Source organism: Halobacillus salinus (assembly GCF_004684905.1).
Lineage (GTDB): Bacteria > Bacillota > Bacilli > Bacillales > Halobacillaceae > Halobacillus > Halobacillus salinus.
The window spans coordinates 1,498,445-1,516,454 of the sequence record NZ_SRJC01000001.1; the positions used below are offsets into that span (position 1 = coordinate 1,498,445).

Here is an 18,010-nt window from a genome sequence, read left to right on the forward strand (position 1 = left end):
GAAGGTCATCCGCTTTCTTTATTTTCGAAGGACACCAAGGTACTCTGACCACGGACCGACATCTTCCCTATATCTCTCTGCCATCACCCGCACAATCTGTGAAACGTGAGTAAAATCATGGACAACCCAGGTCGACAGTAACTCCCTTAGATTCACTTCTCCAAAAGCAGGATGCTCCCCTTTCCATTCAACCTGCGATTCTTCTCTAATCAGTTCCCGCACCAATTCACAGTTTTGATGCCTTAGTTGCTTAAATTGCTTCACCTTTTCCTCGATTGCGGTATAAGAAGGATTAGTTATATGTGCAAAACGATCGAAACCTGGAAATGATTTGTCCCCATCTGCTTCGAGTATCTTCTTTACTCTTGGAATCCAATTGTTAATCTCACAATCTATGAGATGATCTACTACCTGTGCAGGACTCCACGTTCCCATCCCTTCGTCACAGTGCAACCAACCTTCTGAAAGCCCGGTCAGGAAGCTTTCCAATGTTTCTGGAGTGCGCTCTAAAATCTCAAGTGCTTCATTCATTTGAAAGTTCATAAGTCCCCTCCTCAAAGATAAAACCTTTAAGTTTTGGAATGAAATTAGAATCGTTTGGATATATGGGTGATCTGCTTAATGACAGACTCCAGTTCATCGTTCTGTTTAATGACGAATAGATAGTCCGCTTCTCCTACTACAGGATCCACTACTTCTTTAGATTCAGATTCAGATTGCTGCCGTTTGAGCACTTCTTCAAAGCTGGTAAATTCACCTCTGAAGATCCCCGTACTTCGTTGACTTTCCAACACGCGTTCTTTAAGAATATCATCAGGAATGTCAAAGTGTACTATAATACGTACGAACTCACTTCTTGGATAAATCGTTTCAAGTAAATACTTCCTGCCAGCTCTCGTCCGATTAGCGCTACATGCGATCATGTGCATGTCTGTCGTTTCCTTGGCATAATCGACAATCAATTTAGATATTGCGTGCTTCAAGGTGTTGGGCCCAGTCTTCGGCTGTAATTTCTCATAATGGCTATTAATAAAAGCTGCATGGTTATCTTGGTCTACAACTAGAGAATTCGGAAGCTCCTTCTCGAGCAGTTTTGCAAAGGTACTCTTTCCTGAATGCGTTTTACCTACTGTAAGGATTGCTAATCGTCTCATAATCGCCTCTCTGTGAATCTACATTCTATTATGGTGCAACGAATTCTACCTTTATTCGATCCGGGTCTTCAAAAAAGACAGCGTAATAATCTTCGCCACCAGCAAAGGGATGTTGGTCTTCATATAAAATGGATACACCTTTCTCTCTGAGTGCCGCCGTCATCTCATCTACTCGATTACGGGACGATGCGTGAAAAGCCAAATGATTCAAGCCCGTGCCACACCTGTGATAAGGAATATCCGAATATCGCTCTTCCACCTGGACGAACACTAAATAGGTATCCCCTAACTTCCAACTTTGCCCTTTACTCCACTGTTGATAAGAATCATATCCCAACTCCTGCAAGAACCATCCCCAAAATGATTGTGACCTCTCCAAATCAGATACATAAAGCTCTACGTGGTGAAGTAACCCCTCGCGCATAGAAACCCCTTCTTTCATTTATTTTTAGAGTGAAGCTCATGACTTTTCACTTTATTAATAAACCCTGTAACTAAATCTAGGAATTTCTGCTGTTCTTCGATATGTGCATAATGAGAAGAATTCCTAAACTCTACATGTTGACTATACGGGATGCCCGCTTCAAACAACGGTGCTTGGCCGACGGAAAGACCATCAAATCTACCACTGACAACAAGCGCAGCACACTTAATTTCGCTTAACTTGTCACAAACAGTAAAGCGTGCCACCTCTTTATTCCATTCTGGGTCCCAGATGAGCTGGTTGGAACGCACATCCTTATCCGCTAGTGCACGAACTAAATAATCTGGATGATCCACTCTACAATAGAAACGCTCGCTGAATTCGGTTGTGAAATAATCGGCTTCTTCTTCCGAAATCTTGATACCCTCTTTCGCCTTCTTCTTAATTCGCTTTAATTCGCGAGGAAAATGATCCTCTTCAAACCTTTCCCTCTCCTTCAGACACTTCTGCCAATCGGCAATGCCGCTATGTAGAATAAGACTCTTTGTTTTTTCCGGAAACATTACAGCAACTTCTACCGCTAAAATACTCCCCCAAGAGTGACCTAGAAGGTGAAACTTGTTTAACCCAAGTTCTCTCACCATAGAGCTGAATTGGTCCGTAAAGTCTTTGATATTTAATGATTCGAAGCTTTCAGACCTCGTCGTGCGCCCACTGCCCAACTGATCATAGGCTATGACTTGCCTTCCTTCTGCTAGGTTAAGTAATGGGGTTAATGTTGTAAAAGAGAGGCCTGGTCCTCCAGCTAAAAGGATGATAGGCGTTGAGTCGGAAGAAGCCTGGACCGGTGTATGTATTTCGTAGTAAGTCTCATACTTTTCATTTTTCAGATAGCCTTTTTTCTCTTTGACTAAAGCTTCTCGTTTGCCTAGCAATGTACCACTCCTACCCTTCCTCCTTCATCCTCACAACACCTGAATAAAAGAAGAAACAACCAGCCATCAATGAAGAAGCTAAATATGTCACGTTCAACCACACAAAACCCTCATTGGAAAGCAGGCGGTCGATATCATGCGCAGCGCTTAATAACAATAAAAAAGCCAGTACAAAATTGAGCACTTTGCTTTTCAACATTGACTCACCTCCATTCTTATTCATTACCTCGGGTTGAAATCATGAAGTGATTTGCCTATGGAAAGTACCGCAAAGGGTTGGAATAATTCTCCCAGACCAAAGGAGTATCCTCCTCTAAGGCAACCCCTTCTAATGAAGTATCAGAGAGCACGGAAGTCCTATCTTCTTTCGAATACAGCAGGACAGAAACATCGTCAAAAAAACAGGATAATACTATATTCATCTCTTCATCTGCAATCATCACTGGAGTAGAGCACAGCTTATCTACTGTATCTTCGTCGAGTTGCTCCATAGTAAATTGCCCCTCTTCTTCATATACTGTCGCATACTTGAACGTATTTGCGCCTGATGATTGAAGAATTGTCATCAGTTCTTGGAACAAGTGCTTAGGAAATCGGTCTTCAAGCGGAAAGAACATCGTTTCATCCAATACTTCTTCGAGCCTCTCCTGCAAATCCGGTCGTCTGTAAGGTTCTCTCCCCATGGATGAAGTTAAACAAGCCTTTATAGCTTTTGACGTTTCCGCTACACTTGTAAATCCGCATAGATTTCCTACTTCCTTCCATGTTAGTAGTCGTCCATTCCGAATGATATCACGTTCCATCGGGTAGTAGATATGAGGGAGAGCACTCTCCTTCCCTCGCCAACCGTTAGGCATTCGTACAAAAGGAAAAAAGATCAGTGCCGCGTAATTATAAGTATCTGGCAAGTTCTCCATCAATGGTTCTCGTTCCGTGTCATTTCCAAGTGGGAAGAAGTAATTCATAGGTTCTCTCCTTCATACTTATGTATTGTCGGGGTCCTTCTCTTCTCTTTCCTTACTTACGTTTGATTTCCCATAGTTTGACTTTTCCAGTTCCTCAAGTTTCCCCGCAATATCCCGGAGTCTTCGGTTAGAGTCCAGCAGAATGGACCGAAGACCTATCATGAGAATTATTATTACGATCAATAATAGGACAATAATAGATGACCACTCCTTTCTGTACTATAATCAGCTAACTCCTACTCTTTCTCATGATCTGCTTCTATCATCTCTTTCATTTCTTTCAAAAGCCTTGTCTGCTCTTCTTGTTTCCCTATCAGCCGGCTCATCCATTTATCTATCGTCTTGGTAATGGACCATAATGACAAAATGATAACTAGTATTACTGCGAACCCATTCATATTTCTATCATTTCTCCGAATGTTTCAATGCGTTTCTCGTAGTCTGACACTTCACCAAACCCATAACTGGCAAACACAAATGGGATACCTGCGTATGCAGCTGCTTTGCGGTCCCCATCAGTATCTCCGACATAGATTGGTTGTTCCAAATTATTTCTTTCCATCACCAATCGAATGTTCTCTCCTTTGGAAAGACCTGTACGGCCTGGGTTTTCGAAGTCTTCGAAATACTTTTCCAGCTGATGAAACATATAGAATGTTTCAATATAGCCGTCTTGGCAGTTGCTGACGATAAATAACTTGTATCGTTGGGATAAGTCTTCCAATACTTCTTCCACTTGGTCGTAAAGAGCTCCACCATGTTCTTTAAGCTCATCGACTTCTCTTTCAAAACAATCCTCCAGCATCAAAAGACGTGTTGTTTCCTCCACGTGAGGAAAAAGCTTTTCCCCTATATCATGGATTTGCAGCCCCATGATGCTCTCTAAGTCTTCTCTGGTCAGCTCGGTCTCCAAGTCGATGTGATGCTGAATTGCCTTGTTCCATGCCTGTAGGACCGTATCTACCGGATCCCATATCGTCCCATCCAAATCAAAAATCACACTATCCAAATTTGTTCCCCCTATAATCATTCTTTTCTCTACAATAACAAAAAAAGGAAGAACATATAAGTTACATATGTTCTTCCTTTCTATGAAACACTCATCATCCACCTATATACACGCTCGCACATGTCCCCTCGACTGGTTCGTAATAGCAATGGTTTTTGTATTGACCTGTAAATAGCTGACCGTACCATGTTGGAGGACAAGGGCCATATGGATTGAAATACCAAAGAGCATACTTCGCAGGATGGTCTCTCCAATAGTCCAAATTCTTCTTGGCAAGTCTCTTTTCGACCGACCTTGCTCGACGGTAGAACATGTTCCCTTTTTGAACGGCTTCAAAAGAATAATTGCCACCTTGAACTTGATAAATCACTTGAGGGATCGTTCTTACATCCTGGAAGTCCAAGCAGTTCGCTTTGGCTCGGTTTACAATGACGTTCCCCACGTACAGCATTCCCTGTTTGCCTTCTCCTTCTGCTTCCGCCCGCATCATTCGAGCCATCAAGGCAACATCTGAATCTGTATATTTCACTCTCGGCATTTTTCTCACCCCAAGAATAGTGTATGACGGTAAGATGGTTTGATGTATAGAAGATGATCTTGAATTTTTGTTTCTTGACCTCTTGATTATTAGATCAAGCCTTTTAGCTGCTCTGCTTCCCCTTTCAACCTCTCACCTGCTTCGACAATTAACTCATACCCTTCTCTTGTATGAAGGATTTGTTCAACAGCCTCGGATACATCTTCTTGAATATTCAGCGTACCTTCTGTGATGAGAGAAATCTCTTTTGTAATATTTTCTATGTTGCTTCTCACTTCACCAATTGATTGTTCGACTTGATTAGATAGCTTTCTAACTTCCTTTGCAACTACGTCAAAGCCTCTTCCATGCTCTCCAGCCCTCGCTGCTTCAATTGCAGCATTAAGAGATAATAGGTTCGTTTGGGATGCGATGTCCTTGATTGTTTTTACAACAGTCTGAATCGATGAAGTTGTTTCTTTCAAACCTCTCAACGTATCCGTATTGTCTTGAGATATTTCAGTGATCTTGTCGATCTTCATTTGCAAGCTTTTCTGATTAGCAAGCCCGTTAACTGCACGTTCATCTAGATCGACAGACATTTCCCTCAAGTTTGTGACAACATCCGTAATATCACGCTGCCGCTTGGTGATATCTGTCGCCAACTTGAGAATCCCTTCAACTTGACCATTTTCCACAACAGGCATATACGTCGCTTCTAACCAAACTTCTTTGCCATGTGCGTCTTTTCTTAGAATTTTATCTTGAAAGCTCTTCCCATCTAGTAAACCCTTCCAGAAAGACTCATATTTCGGACTTTCTGAAAAATCATCAAAGCAAAAGGTACGATGATGTAATCCTATTAAAGAATTTTCATTAGGAAATTTCATCGTATCGGAGAACAATTTGTTTACATAAGTGACCCTTCGTCCTCTATCAAAATAAATCATAGCCAAATTTCCTTCAACAGCGTTAAACAGTCGTCCTTGAAGCATCTCTTTTTCTTTAAGTTGCTGCATATAACTCCCCTATCCTCTATTAATATCTCGAATTTAAAGTATATCAAATAAATAATCTGTTCCAAAGAAATGTAGTCCGAAGTAAATTGGTTGGATTAAAGACTTCCAAGTTCCCTGATTGGTAAAAGATAGTTATAATACCAGTAAGTATTCCGAATCTATCCCTTTCCTATGAGTAGGTGAAGCAATATGATCATAAAAGAATTATTTTCGAACTTAGCCATACTGATATCAACTCTATTCCTATACACATCACTGACCAGCTCTTCGCCTCTCCATCGCTCTTCCTCATGGATGAGAAAAGTCTCAGCTGGGATGCTAGCAGGTATTCTAAGTAACGTGCTCATGCTATACAGCATGCATTTTGATGAAACCATCGTAGATTTAAGGCACATTCCCTTGATTTTGGTTGCCTATTATGGAGGAAGTTTGCCTGCAGTAATTGCCATGGTACTCATTACTTTAGGACGTTTTACTATCGGATTGAACAGTTCTTCCTTGCTCGCTTTGGTCTTGATTGTATTCATCACAGTTACGACTCTACTGATCACCAAATGGCGTATTCATAAACAATGGAAAATCTTTTTCATCCTTACAGCATCAAATATTATTTTCACTGTCCTTATTTGTTATTTACTTCCGACAAATAATACGTTATTCGTTCTTCTGCCTTCCTTTTGGACGATTTCCTATATTGCTGGTTTTGTCTCCTTCTTTGTAGTGGAGTATGTCAGACGAAACCAGAAATTACTCGACCGCTTTAAAGCGGAAGCCTCGACAGATGGACTGACTGGACTGCATAATGTCCGAAAGTTCGACCAAGCTTTTAACGAAGCTAGTTCTCAAGCGAAGCAAAACAAGGAGATGCTTTCTCTCTTATTCATTGATATCGATCATTTCAAGAACGTCAATGATACGTATGGACATAAAGAAGGGGACCAAGTGTTGATACAATTGAGTGACATACTCAGAAACACCGTCCGTTCGTTTGATATTGTCAGCAGAAATGGAGGAGAGGAATTCACAGTGATTCTGCTGGACTGTTCGACTGAACGAGGGATACAGATAAGCGAGAGAATTCGAGAGAAAGTGGAAGCGCATGCGTTTCTTTTATCTTCTGGAGACTTTATTAGAGTCACTGTTTCCATCGGCCTTGCTTGTTATCATGAAACAACGAAGACCCCACCTGTTCTCTTGAAGGATGCGGACGATGCCTTATATGAAGTGAAAAAGACAGGTCGCAACAAAGTTTGTGTTGCTCAATAAAAGCCCCTCGTGAAAGGGGCTTTTATGATGCAGAGGGAATATACTTACTAATGATTGTCCCAGCCCTCCCACTGATGGAGAAAGCGCTCCGTTTCTACCTTGTAAATATTTTTCTTCTCAGTACGACTATGAACAATTCCACCCTGCCTCTTTACAAGGGCATTAGACCGCTCATTCGAGTTATTCACTCCGACTTGAATAGGCTCTATCCCCAGTTCTATACACTTATGTATGAGTAAACCTAAAAGCGTGTAACCATACCCTTTTCCTCGATGAGAGGAGGAGATCGCATAACCAAGGTGTCCACTATTTTTCCGAAGGTTCTCATTTAAAAAGTGTCTGATACGACCGTACCCGACAGGTTCCTCATCATGAAACAACCAGTATGTCGTTTGAGGTACCATCCCTTCGTTAAGATCCAGTCCTTGGGCATATGCCGCGTTAGCTTGTAGCCATTTCAAATAATGTTCATACGTCATTCCTTTGACTTCATTTGTAAAGCCGTTATCATTTGCATCTATTTCTTGAAGCATCTGATAGACTTCTTCTCCATCGTGACTCGTTAACGATTTAAGGTATAAAGACATGCCATCAACCCCTTCCCTTGCTTCCTGATATACGAACCAGCAACATATACGTTTCAAAAAAACAAAAAATGCCTGCCTCATGCAGAGGCAGACATTTGTATTACATTAGAAATGGAATGATCAAACCAGCCAGTAACAATATGATAGCCCCACCTAGGCGCGAGGAAATCTGTGCAAATGGCATCAGCTCCACCCTTCTGGATGAGGAGAGAACGGCTACATCTCCAGTCCCTCCCATGTTCGCCATACATAACCCAGCTGTAATAGCCGATTCAATGGGATAGAAACCTACAAGCTTACCTAGCAATCCTGCACCGATTACCGATCCAATCACGACACCAAGAACCGTCACAATGTATTGAAGGGTCAGTGCTTCTAGTACTGTACCAAGATCCGTGTAGGCAATTCCTATTCCGAAGAGTAGTGCGAACGTCCAGTTTTTCGCTACGAATTTATACCATTGGTTCGCTCCTTCTAAAATAGTTTGAGGAATTACTCCACCGATCTTTGCCGCCGCTACTACAATAATCATAATTGCATAAGCATGAAGCGGAATGATGCCTGCTAACAACGAACCTACTGTGAAGAACAGAACCGCTGCCATGAGGCCGATCCCCATTTTTTGAATGTCGAAGGTCGTTTTCTCTTCTTGGTACTCAAATCCTTTCAATAATTGACCATTTCCTGATAAGGAAGGCACTTTTTTCCCTAAAATGTTGAGCATACTGGCTATGATGATAGCAAATACGTTACCTAATGCTAAAGCAGGTACTAACATGGAAATGTAATAGCTTGGGTCGTTCCCCATTAGTTCACTATAAATCTGACTCATCGGTACAGCACCTGCTCCCATGCCACCTCCCATGATAGGCATCGTGATCACCAGAACAGCATCTCTTAGTGAGAACCCGACGATTGAACCTAGTAAAGCTGCAATCGCCATCGCACCAATTACGGCACCGAAAATAGGCAGGAAGTATCTTACCCCAACTTTGATTAATATGTCCTTATTCATCCCGAGGATACTCCCCGTTATCAATGCGGCTATATAGAAGTTCAGGAACCCTCCACTTTTCATAAAGTCGGTAATCATCGTGATTGTCCCTTCCGGAATCAAGCCGGAATATGCCATATAGGCTGCACCGAATATCGCGAGAATAGCGCCTCCTCCTAAGTACGTTTTCAGTACTGGTGTATGATCTCCGAGCCAACCGAACAGCTCACCCAGCACCATCATTACTAGAAGGCTTCCGATCATCCCTCCTGGCAGGTTTCCTGTGTACATACTCACAAGGGTAATGACAGAGAATAAGAGAAACCATAACACCGGCATCCCCATTATTGAGAACGCTTTCTTTTCCTTTTTTAAAAAAGTAATATTCTCTTTCGGTTCTTGGCTGACTTGCACTCTCTCAGCTTGACTAGACATATCATCATCTCCTTTTTTTATTAAGCGTGCTTAGCTTTTTACGAAGCACTCCGCTTCGGATTCTACCAGCTGCTCCACTGCACGGGTTACAGAGGTTGCTACTTTATGGTTCAGTGCACTCGGAATGACATACTCTGGTGAAAGCTCTTCTTCTGTTACAACCTTCGCAATAGCTTCAGCGGCTGCAATTTTCATATCTACTGTGATATCCCTCACCCGCTTATTAAGGGCTCCTTTAAAAATGCCTGGGAATGCTAGTAAGTTATTAACCTGATTGGGATAATCCGATCTCCCTGTTCCGACAACGGCAGCATCAGCCTCCAGAGCATCTTCAGGATAGATTTCAGGTACTGGATTAGCTAAAGAGAAGATGATCGGGTCTTGATTCATACTCTTCACATGAGCTTTACTTAAGACGCCGGCTGCCGAGACCCCGATGAATATATCAGATTCATGAATCACATCACCTAAATGTCCCGTCACCTTATGAAGGTTCGTTCTTTTTGCCATAGACGCTTGTCTCGAGTTCATCCAATCTGCACCTTCTGTCACAACTCCTTCTAAGCTCACTAGCGTGACATCTTCAAACCCTGCTTCTAACAAGAGATCAGCAATTGCGATTCCGGCAGCTCCGGCACCGTTGATTACAATTTTTGACGCCTTCTTTGTTTTGTTAACGATTTTCAGCGCGTTGATAAGACCAGCTAATACAACGATTGCTGTTCCATGCTGATCGTCATGAAAAACAGGAATATCAAGCTCTTCCTTCAATCGTTCTTCTATTTCAAAACACCTTGGAGCGGAAATATCTTCAAGGTTAATTCCTGAAAATGTAGGAGCCAGCCCTTTAATAATCTTGATGATCTCTTCAGTATTCTTCGTATCAAGACAAAGCGGGAAAGCATCTATCCCTACAAATTTCTTAAATAGGAGACTCTTTCCTTCCATAACCGGGAGAGCCGCTTTAGGCCCTATATCTCCAAGTCCAAGTACAGCTGTTCCGTCCGTCACAATCGCAACCATGTTCCCTTTTGATGTAAGGGAATCCGCTTCTTTAGGATCTTCTGCGATCGCTCTGCATATATCTGCTACTCCCGGTGTGTACACAAGACTCAAATCTGTACCAGTATTCAAAGGTACTTTACTAGCCACCTCTATCTTCCCTCTGAATGCTCGATGAAGATTGATTGTTTCTTCTGTTAAGTTTTCTCTATTCATGATACTGCCTCCAAATATCTGATCAGATGTTCTTTCTAAGTGATTCTCATCATAAATGTAAACGCTTCCTCTTCCTATGATTAGAAAATAAAAATCTTATTGTAATTAAAAAAAGCAGCCAACAAAGGCTGCTTTCTAAAGGTGAAAATCCAATTCCACTTTCTGTTTTCCAGTTCGCTGGTAGTGATAGACAGGACGTCCAACCCCGTATAACAACGTCTCCTCAAGAAAATCTATGTCTTTTAAAAACTTCAAATACTTTCTTACTGAGACCCTCGATAAATCTGCCGCGGTTGCAATCTGATCCGTTGAGAAGGATGCTTCTTCTCTTTCTGAGATCACTTCCACTATGAGCTCAAGTGTCGTTTTGGTAAGGCCTTTCGGTATAGAAACAGGCTGTGTTTCGTATATTGACTCTCTCGTGCTCAGAATATCGTCAAGTTCCTGCTGGCTGACATTCCTACTTGATTGGAGGACAGATACATTAGATTGGTATTTAAACAAAGACTTTTGCAGACGGTTAAACTCAAAAGGCTTAATCAAGTAGTCGACCGCTCCTAATCTTAAAGAATGCTGTACTTGTTCTTTCTCTGATGCAGCGGTAATTAGGATTACATCGACGTGTTCATCTTTTCTTCGGATCTCCCTCAGCAAATCCAAACCATTACGCCCTGGCATATAAACATCAAGAAGTATGAGGTCCACACGAAACTCTTCTAGAAGGCTCAACGCTTCTTCCACATCAGGAGCTGTGCCCACAACATGGAACCCTTTGATTTGTTCTACATATTTTTTATTCAAATCCGCAACCATCGGATCATCTTCTACTATCAACACGTGAATCATACTTCTTTTACCTCCGAATCGTATGGAATAATTACTGAGAACGTGGTTCCCACATTTATTGTAGACTGTACCTCTAATGAACCTCCAAGGGATTCCACACTAGTCTGAACAAGGTGCAGACCATACCCCCGGTCGACTCCTTTAGAGGAGACCCCTTTTCGAAACATCGTTTGTAAATCCTTTTCCGACACCCCACTGCCAGAATCACTTACTTCCAACTCCAATAATTCATCAATATAAGAAAGAGTAAGGTCTATTCTCCTGCCTGTTTCTTTGTCCATACTCTCCACAGCATTATCTATCAGGTTCCCTATAATTGTAACGAGTTCATGCGTGACGTTATCATCGTTTGGGATAGGAATAATCGTATCGCAGCGTACAGTAAGTCGAATGTTTTGTTCCCGGGCATAACTCAACTTTCCGATGACGAACCCTGCCAGTACAGGATCTTTGATTTGGTTCGTGATGGAATCTGTTTCGTCTACTTGATGATTGACTAGCTGCCTCATGTAAGACTTCAATTGATCTATGGATTCTAATTCAACCATACCCAGCATGACGTGGAGCTTGTTCTTAAATTCATGGGACTGGGCACGCAGGGACTCCGCGTACAACCGGACTCCCGTTAACTGTTCAGCTAACTGGTTGACTTCCGTTTTATCCCTGAAAGTAGAGATAGCCCCGACAACTTCTTCATTTACAATCAGTGGGACTCGGTTCACTATGATGGAAGATCCATTGATCACTTGTTCTTCATCAACCTCTGGCTCGCCAGACTTAAGCACCCTTCCAAGCTTAGAATGGGGAATATAATCAGATATAGGGAGCCCGACGGGATTGTCCTCTCCAATTCCCGCTTTTTGAAAAATGTTCTTCGCTGATTTATTAACAAGTGTAATTCTCTCCTCCGAGTCTACTGCAATGATCCCTTCTCGAACGGAGTGAAGCATACTGTTGCGTTCCTCATGAATTCGGGCTATTGTAGCCGGCTCTAAGCCGAATAAACTTCTCTTAATATAACGCGCCAATAAAAATGCACCTAAAACACCTACTAACGCCCCTATCAAAGATCCAATTAATACATTATAGTGACTGCTTCTCACCGAGGAGTTCACTGCATCAAGGGAGATCCCTACAGATACTGCGCCAACTTGTTCGCCGCTGTCAACAAAGATCGGAGTGAACGCACGCACCGACCTACCAAGCGTTCCCTCTGACGTCGATATGTACTCATCACCCTCTAGTACTCTTCCTTCATCCCCACCCACAAACGATTCACCGATACGTTCAGGATTTGGGTGAGACCTTCGAATACCTTCCATATTCATGACCACGACAAAGAGGACATCTGAAGCTTCTTGAATACTCATGGCATAATCCTGAATCAAATCCTCTTCCGTTGGATTTTGCAGCTCTTGTCGGACGACATTCGATTCAGCCACTGCACGAGATACAATCAATGCTTTTTCCTCGAGCTGGTCCCGAATATTTTCACTTGTATTGGAAGAGATCAACAGGTCAGTTATCAATAATGAAAAAAGTACGACTAGAAGAACATAAAATATGATCATCGTACTGAGTTTATAACGTGATTTGTTCATTTAGAGCTCTCCATTACGTTTTTTTCAAGTTTATCACACTCTTTCGTAATCTATATTTCAAATTCACAAACATCAGCTCTGAATCCAATAAAAAAGAACAGAGACTTTTCAATTAGTCTCTGCTCCCTTTTCTATTATTAACTTTCTCTTACTTACCTGACCAACGGAAAAACCGGGATGCAAGAAAGACCGAGATAATACCAATTCCGAGAAGTATTCCTACATCGAGGCCATACTCTGTAATCGGAGCCTCACTCCAAGTCCCACGCAGCATTTCAATCACATAATATAAAGGCAGAATCTTCGCTACGTATTGAAGAACTTGAGGCATCATATCGAGTGGGAACGTCGCCCCTGATAAGAAAATCATTAAGTTTAAAAACAGAGAACTGATTGCTGCAGCAGCCTGCGTATTCTTAGCGAGGGAAGTAAGGAACAGAGCGAAAGGGAAGAAAGCTATGATGCTGACCAATAGGGCAATTAGCGTACTCCCCCAATATTCAGGGATCGTTAAGTCGTACATAAGCATGCCGAACACCATCAAGAGGATTGCTGATATCGAGAAAATGACTGTCCCTTGAAAAGTATGGGCAGCTAATATTTTCCAAGGTTGGAGTGGAGTCGACTGATACCTTCTCAGCACTCCTGTCTCCCGATAGCTCGCAAGCACCGTGCCTAGTGTAAAGAAGGAAGTGGTAACAATGTTGACCCCGATCCAGGCAGGAACAAACATCTGGGCAAACGCGGTGTCACTTACTTCATTCCCTGCAAACATCGATCCGAATAACCAGATCATTACGACAGGAAATAGGAACGTCCAAAACACGCTGAGTCGATCTCGAAAGAACATCCTTGTCTCCATTTGCGCTAATTTCACAATTGTCGTCATCCGATTTGCTCCTCTTCTAAGTAATGGACGAATAAATCATCTAGAGATCCTCTTTCAAACGAGAAGTTGAATAGTTGGATAGACTTATCATGGCAATACTGGAAGACATGGTATGCCGTTAATTGTTGATCATCACTGAATATCCGGAAGTCTGCGTCATTCTGCTCGATTTTCAAAACACCTGGGAAGGATAAAAGGTCCTCTTTGTTCAAATGATCGGACTGGAATGTGATGCAGTGCGCAATATGTTCGTTCAACAAATGGGATGGGGTGCCAAGAGCTCTAATTTCACCGCTGTAGATCATAGCAACTCGGTCACACAATTTCTCGGCTTCTTCCATATAATGCGTCGTTAATACAATGGTACTTCCAAGCTCCCTCAACGTGCGGATCAACGTCCACATCTCCCGTCTTGCGTGTGGGTCGAGCCCCATGCTTGGTTCATCCAAGAAGAGGATTTCTGGTTGGTGAAGTGTTGCCAGCGCAAGCGTCACTCGCTGTTTCCAACCACCGGAGAGGTCCTCGAATACCACATTCAACTTTTCTTCCAATCCTAGCAGTTCTATCAAGGACTCAACTTGCGTCTCCTGCTTATAGAAAGACGAGAATAGATTCAAAGCTTCCTTCACTTTCATTTTCTTCTGGATCGATGTGGACTGGAACTGTACTCCGATCCGGCGGTTAAGAGCATTCAACTGTTTACTTGGAACAAGTCCGAGAACGTCGATCGTCCCGTCATCTGGCTTCAGAATTCCTTCAATCATCTCAAGTGTTGTTGTTTTTCCTGCTCCATTCGGCCCGATGATACCGAATATTTCACCCTTCCGAACAGAAAAACTAACTCCTCGGACCGCCTGGGTTGCACCGAAGGACTTCGTCAGGTTTTCTACTGTAATGACTGCCTCCATATCTATCACTCCTCTAAGGTATATCATTCATACGCTCAAGATCCTCCATAAGTTTCAATTTTGCTGAAATTTCTGTCATTTACACTTACGAAAGAATTATTAGACATAGGCCTTATAGATATGTTTGATCAAGGTTGATACCCAAGCATCGTAAATGTAATCCAAAAGTAGAGCCCAACCAATCCAACGGGAATACTGGTGAGAAAAACCAGCACCTTGAGAAAGCTGTTATCTGTTCGCTTCATCCATTTGGAATATGAGTAAATTAAAAATACAAAAATCGGAACAATCACTAAACATGAATAGCGGTCCACGAAGGCTGCTTTTTCTCCCCAGAACTGCTGAAGCATCCTTACATCTTCCGTGCTTCCAAAATCATAACCATATTTGTCAACATGCTGAGCTCGCTCTTCTACCAACTTGCTGTACCCCTTTGTAAACAGATAAAATACGACGCCGTAATAAACGGCGAGCATAAACCTTACCCACAACTTAATATGAAAACTGAAGAACAAAGCTGTTGAAACAAAAACAATACTGAACAGGATACCACCCGGCATGGTGATTCCCCCTTTGATTATTGCAAAACCACTCAGGCTATTCCATGAAATCCATCAAGCTGCTACCTCTTCATTACTATGTATTTGAAATGAAAAAAAGGTCAAGTAAGCATTACTTGGCCTTTTAAGTATTGTTGGATTTCTTATTCTTTATTGCTAATCCAGCCCACAGAATCAGAGGAAGAATCAATCCATGGGTTAAAGCATAGGACATCCATGTTTCACCGACAAACGTTTCAAAATAGGCGACATCCGGATAAGCAATGATGGAAAGTACAACCATTCCCATACCGAGTGGAAGCAGTAATGGACGGTGGTCCTTTAACTTCAAAAACTGAGCGATGCCGACACTTGATGCATAATACAGAACAATCAATTTAAAGAAAATCGTGATCATCCATATGATGGCGATAATGATTTCCAAGCCTTCTAAAAATCCAGCTATGTTTATTTTTTCGCCTACCTTGTAAGTAGGATAAGCATTCAGCGCCGTCAAATCTGGTCCGAGGACTAGTAAACAAAGGAGCGTGATTAGTAACAGGACTCCTCCCCCCATCAATGCACCTAATAGCCAGGCATGGGAAGTCTTCTTACTTTCCTTTACATATGGGAAGATCATTAGAAGTGTCACCATTTCTAAAAAAGGGGTTCCGATTACTATATTTGATGTCTTCACTACAGGTAAAATTCCGTTGCCTAATACGGGCTTTAAATTATCAATGGATATCTGAGGGGTGATTGATAATACCATAAAAAGCAACAATAAAATCAACCACGGTATGAATATTTCTGCCGACCTTCCAATGACTTGCACTCCCAAGTAGGCACCAGCAATGACGACCAGCAGAAATAAGATATGAGTAAACTGTAACGGCGTCTCGGGGATAATTTGTGTCGTCATAAAGTCACCTATGTTTCTCAAGACAAGTGCAGCAAGAATATAGATGAAGATCAGATAGAATACACTAAACAACCTACCGAACCATGCACCGAACGCATAGGTCGATGCTTGAATGAATGTTTTCCCTTTAGCACTTTCCCCAATCTTGTTATATAAGAAAACAAGGAGGAGTCCAGCCATCACAGATAGAATAACAGATAACCATGCGTCTTGTTTGGCCAAAGCAGCCATTGGTGTAGGGACAATTAGGATTGAACTTCCAATCGTAAATAGGATTACAATAAACATAAACTGCCTCGGACTGATCGTCTGGTTCTCCATCAAGATGCACCTCCCTTAGCCTTTTATAAACCAATTATCGAAAAAATGGATTTGTAAAAGCTTTGAATATAGTCGAGTGGGTTTGGGACGTCCATCCCTTTACTCTCCATAATACTGACAGATGTAGCAGTAAGTAATATCACAGAAAAACACCAAATATCCCTTTTTTGACCGTTCTTCTTTAATTTAGGCAGTTCCAACCAGAAGATAGCCGATGTTATGACAATGATCCCGAATGTTGGCCACATAAACTTTATCCTTTCTTATCGATGGGTTGAGTGGAATTCCCTTTGCGACGAACTTTCACTTTAGCATCAACCGATATTTCCACATTTTTATATTGTTGGTCCCAATCTCCCTCAACACTCTTCCAATATTTCGGTTCATCCCTATGGAACGCGCCTCCGATCCCTAGTATGTCGCTTTCGAATTCTTCCTGAGACACCTTGATTGTCGATTGGACCAAATCTTCAATTTGTTTTTCTACCTCTTTATTAATTTTGTGAATGGCATCAGGGGCACCAAGATCTACTTCACAATCAACTTCCGCCACATTCCCTTCCGCTTCGATGCTAATCGTGGCAGACGGATTTGAGTTTTTAGTGTTTGCCTTTATACCAGACGTCGTGCGCAGGATCTCAACCGTCAATGTCCCTTTGTCGTCACAAGGATGGGTGACAATCGTGCTTTTCACATCACCCGTTGCATAATTCAACCCCTGGCTTTGCTCTTCATTCAGCCAGCCGACCGATTTATCATCTTTGAAAGCGACGAGGTGATCGATTTCAAGTTTGGTGGGCGCATCTACGTTTTCAACGTTAGACATGTTGTTCCCCTCATCCTCGTTCCCTATAATATAAATTCCGGCGAGAACAGGTGATATTCCAGGACTTCTGATATCGGCAATTAATTTATCAATCGTTATCCCTTTGGTCACTCCCCAGTTTAACTGTACATTGTCTATCGAGTTCATAATCTTATTAGCTGGAATTTTTTCATAAGGTGTCACGATGCTCAGCAATTTGTCCACCGGCGCATCTCTAGCTACCGTTACATAGAAAGAAGCCCTATATTCATGGTCTCGATATAGAAAATCCAATGTCGGCATGATGCCTTCTTGCGTAAGCTTTTCACCGAGAACGACGAGTCGCATTTGGGAAAAATAGATTTTCCGGGGGCTTTTGGCTGATAATTTTTTAAATGCTTCGAATATCGTCTTTCCGGTAATAGAATAAGTCGATACCGGAGGACGGTTCGTCGGAGCATCAGTAGCGATTTCCGAAGGATTGATCACCTGAACGACCACGACGTAATCCCCGTCATCGTTCTTATCAATGCCTGTTGCCACAGCAATACCCAGTTCGTCTAATTCCTTACTATTCCAACAACCAGTCAAAAGGAAGAGGCAAGTCAAAATCACAGTCGCTCTTGCAAACCACTTATAAACTGAAATATTCATGA

The 18,010-nt window shown here is 42.1% G+C and carries 22 protein-coding genes; 1 reads left to right on the forward strand and 21 read right to left on the reverse strand.

The features are described from left to right. Positions 1 to 18: 18 nt before the first annotated feature. The 10 genes from E4663_RS08140 to E4663_RS20250 all read right to left on the reverse strand — a co-directional run bounded on the left by E4663_RS08140 (position 19) and on the right by E4663_RS20250 (position 6,023). Positions 19 to 543 (reverse strand): DinB family protein, encoded by a 525-nt coding sequence (locus E4663_RS08140; RefSeq protein WP_135327225.1) that lies wholly within the window; start codon positions 541 to 543, stop codon positions 19 to 21. A 44-nt stretch (positions 544 to 587) separates the two neighbouring features. Continuing rightward, positions 588 to 1,154: an AAA family ATPase gene (locus E4663_RS08145; RefSeq protein ID WP_135327226.1), complete on the reverse strand. Its 567-nt coding sequence runs from the start codon at positions 1,152 to 1,154 to the stop codon at positions 588 to 590. Positions 1,155 to 1,182: 28 nt separating this feature from the next. Further along, positions 1,183 to 1,578 (reverse strand): VOC family protein, encoded by a 396-nt coding sequence (locus E4663_RS08150; protein ID WP_135327227.1) that lies wholly within the window; start codon positions 1,576 to 1,578, stop codon positions 1,183 to 1,185. A gap of 14 nt (positions 1,579 to 1,592) precedes the next feature. Continuing rightward, positions 1,593 to 2,513, reverse strand: coding sequence for an alpha/beta fold hydrolase (locus E4663_RS08155; protein WP_135327228.1), 921 nt, complete (start codon positions 2,511 to 2,513; stop codon positions 1,593 to 1,595). 10 nt (positions 2,514 to 2,523) lie between these two features. Then, the gene (locus tag E4663_RS08160; protein WP_135327229.1) at positions 2,524 to 2,712 is read right to left on the reverse strand and encodes a hypothetical protein; all 189 of its coding nucleotides are present in this window, start codon (positions 2,710 to 2,712) and stop codon (positions 2,524 to 2,526) included. A 55-nt stretch (positions 2,713 to 2,767) separates the two neighbouring features. Continuing rightward, entirely contained in the window at positions 2,768 to 3,478 is a 711-nt protein-coding gene (locus tag E4663_RS08165; RefSeq protein ID WP_135327230.1) for a DUF2711 family protein, read from the reverse strand. A gap of 236 nt (positions 3,479 to 3,714) precedes the next feature. Beyond that, positions 3,715 to 3,876 carry a hypothetical protein gene (locus tag E4663_RS20070; RefSeq protein ID WP_206663479.1) on the reverse strand — a complete coding sequence of 54 codons (162 nt, stop codon included), beginning with the start codon at positions 3,874 to 3,876 and terminating at the stop codon, positions 3,715 to 3,717. Further along, a complete protein-coding gene (locus E4663_RS08170; protein WP_338323626.1) occupies positions 3,873 to 4,478 on the reverse strand; it encodes an HAD family hydrolase in 606 nt (201 codons plus the stop codon). The genes E4663_RS20070 and E4663_RS08170 overlap by 4 nt, the downstream gene beginning before the upstream one ends. A 103-nt stretch (positions 4,479 to 4,581) precedes the next feature. Then, complete coding sequence (locus tag E4663_RS08175; protein ID WP_135327232.1) at positions 4,582 to 5,025, reverse strand: cell wall hydrolase; 444 nt, start codon at positions 5,023 to 5,025, stop codon at positions 4,582 to 4,584. 89 nt (positions 5,026 to 5,114) lie between these two features. Then, positions 5,115 to 6,023 (reverse strand): methyl-accepting chemotaxis protein, encoded by a 909-nt coding sequence (locus E4663_RS20250; protein ID WP_158290458.1) that lies wholly within the window; start codon positions 6,021 to 6,023, stop codon positions 5,115 to 5,117. 189 nt (positions 6,024 to 6,212) lie between these two features. Between E4663_RS20250 and E4663_RS08185 the strand changes: the two genes are divergently transcribed. Next, positions 6,213 to 7,289 carry a GGDEF domain-containing protein gene (locus E4663_RS08185; RefSeq protein ID WP_135327233.1) on the forward strand — a complete coding sequence of 359 codons (1,077 nt, stop codon included), beginning with the start codon at positions 6,213 to 6,215 and terminating at the stop codon, positions 7,287 to 7,289. 47 nt (positions 7,290 to 7,336) lie between these two features. On the opposite strand, the gene E4663_RS08190 is transcribed toward E4663_RS08185, so the two are convergent. From E4663_RS08190 to E4663_RS08240, 11 genes are all read right to left on the reverse strand, one after another. Beyond that, the gene (locus E4663_RS08190; protein WP_158290459.1) at positions 7,337 to 7,876 is read right to left on the reverse strand and encodes a GNAT family N-acetyltransferase; all 540 of its coding nucleotides are present in this window, start codon (positions 7,874 to 7,876) and stop codon (positions 7,337 to 7,339) included. 100 nt (positions 7,877 to 7,976) lie between these two features. After that, entirely contained in the window at positions 7,977 to 9,305 is a 1,329-nt protein-coding gene (locus E4663_RS08195) for a 2-hydroxycarboxylate transporter family protein (RefSeq protein WP_135327235.1), read from the reverse strand. A gap of 30 nt (positions 9,306 to 9,335) precedes the next feature. Beyond that, positions 9,336 to 10,523: an NAD(P)-dependent malic enzyme gene (locus E4663_RS08200; protein WP_135327236.1), complete on the reverse strand. Its 1,188-nt coding sequence runs from the start codon at positions 10,521 to 10,523 to the stop codon at positions 9,336 to 9,338. 135 nt (positions 10,524 to 10,658) lie between these two features. Continuing rightward, positions 10,659 to 11,369, reverse strand: a complete 711-nt coding sequence (locus E4663_RS08205) for a response regulator (protein ID WP_135327237.1) — start codon at positions 11,367 to 11,369, stop codon at positions 10,659 to 10,661. After that, a complete protein-coding gene (gene dcuS, locus E4663_RS08210) occupies positions 11,366 to 12,970 on the reverse strand; it encodes a DcuS/MalK family sensor histidine kinase (RefSeq protein WP_135327238.1) in 1,605 nt (534 codons plus the stop codon). Before dcuS ends, E4663_RS08205 begins: the two co-directional genes overlap by 4 nt. Positions 12,971 to 13,118: 148 nt before the next feature. Beyond that, positions 13,119 to 13,859, reverse strand: a complete 741-nt coding sequence (locus E4663_RS08215; protein ID WP_079480334.1) for an ABC transporter permease — start codon at positions 13,857 to 13,859, stop codon at positions 13,119 to 13,121. Further along, complete coding sequence (locus E4663_RS08220) at positions 13,856 to 14,767, reverse strand: ABC transporter ATP-binding protein (RefSeq protein WP_135327239.1); 912 nt, start codon at positions 14,765 to 14,767, stop codon at positions 13,856 to 13,858. The genes E4663_RS08215 and E4663_RS08220 overlap by 4 nt, the downstream gene beginning before the upstream one ends. Positions 14,768 to 14,895: 128 nt before the next feature. Continuing rightward, a complete protein-coding gene (locus E4663_RS08225; RefSeq protein WP_079480336.1) occupies positions 14,896 to 15,327 on the reverse strand; it encodes a hypothetical protein in 432 nt (143 codons plus the stop codon). A gap of 124 nt (positions 15,328 to 15,451) precedes the next feature. Then, positions 15,452 to 16,549 (reverse strand): GerAB/ArcD/ProY family transporter, encoded by a 1,098-nt coding sequence (locus E4663_RS08230; RefSeq protein ID WP_135327240.1) that lies wholly within the window; start codon positions 16,547 to 16,549, stop codon positions 15,452 to 15,454. 23 nt (positions 16,550 to 16,572) lie between these two features. Beyond that, the gene (locus E4663_RS08235) at positions 16,573 to 16,797 is read right to left on the reverse strand and encodes a hypothetical protein (RefSeq protein WP_135327241.1); all 225 of its coding nucleotides are present in this window, start codon (positions 16,795 to 16,797) and stop codon (positions 16,573 to 16,575) included. A gap of 5 nt (positions 16,798 to 16,802) precedes the next feature. Continuing rightward, on the reverse strand, positions 16,803 to 18,008 hold the full coding sequence (locus E4663_RS08240) for a Ger(x)C family spore germination protein (protein ID WP_135327242.1): 1,206 nt from the start codon (positions 18,006 to 18,008) through the stop codon (positions 16,803 to 16,805). Between the last annotated feature and the right edge of the window lie 2 nt (positions 18,009 to 18,010).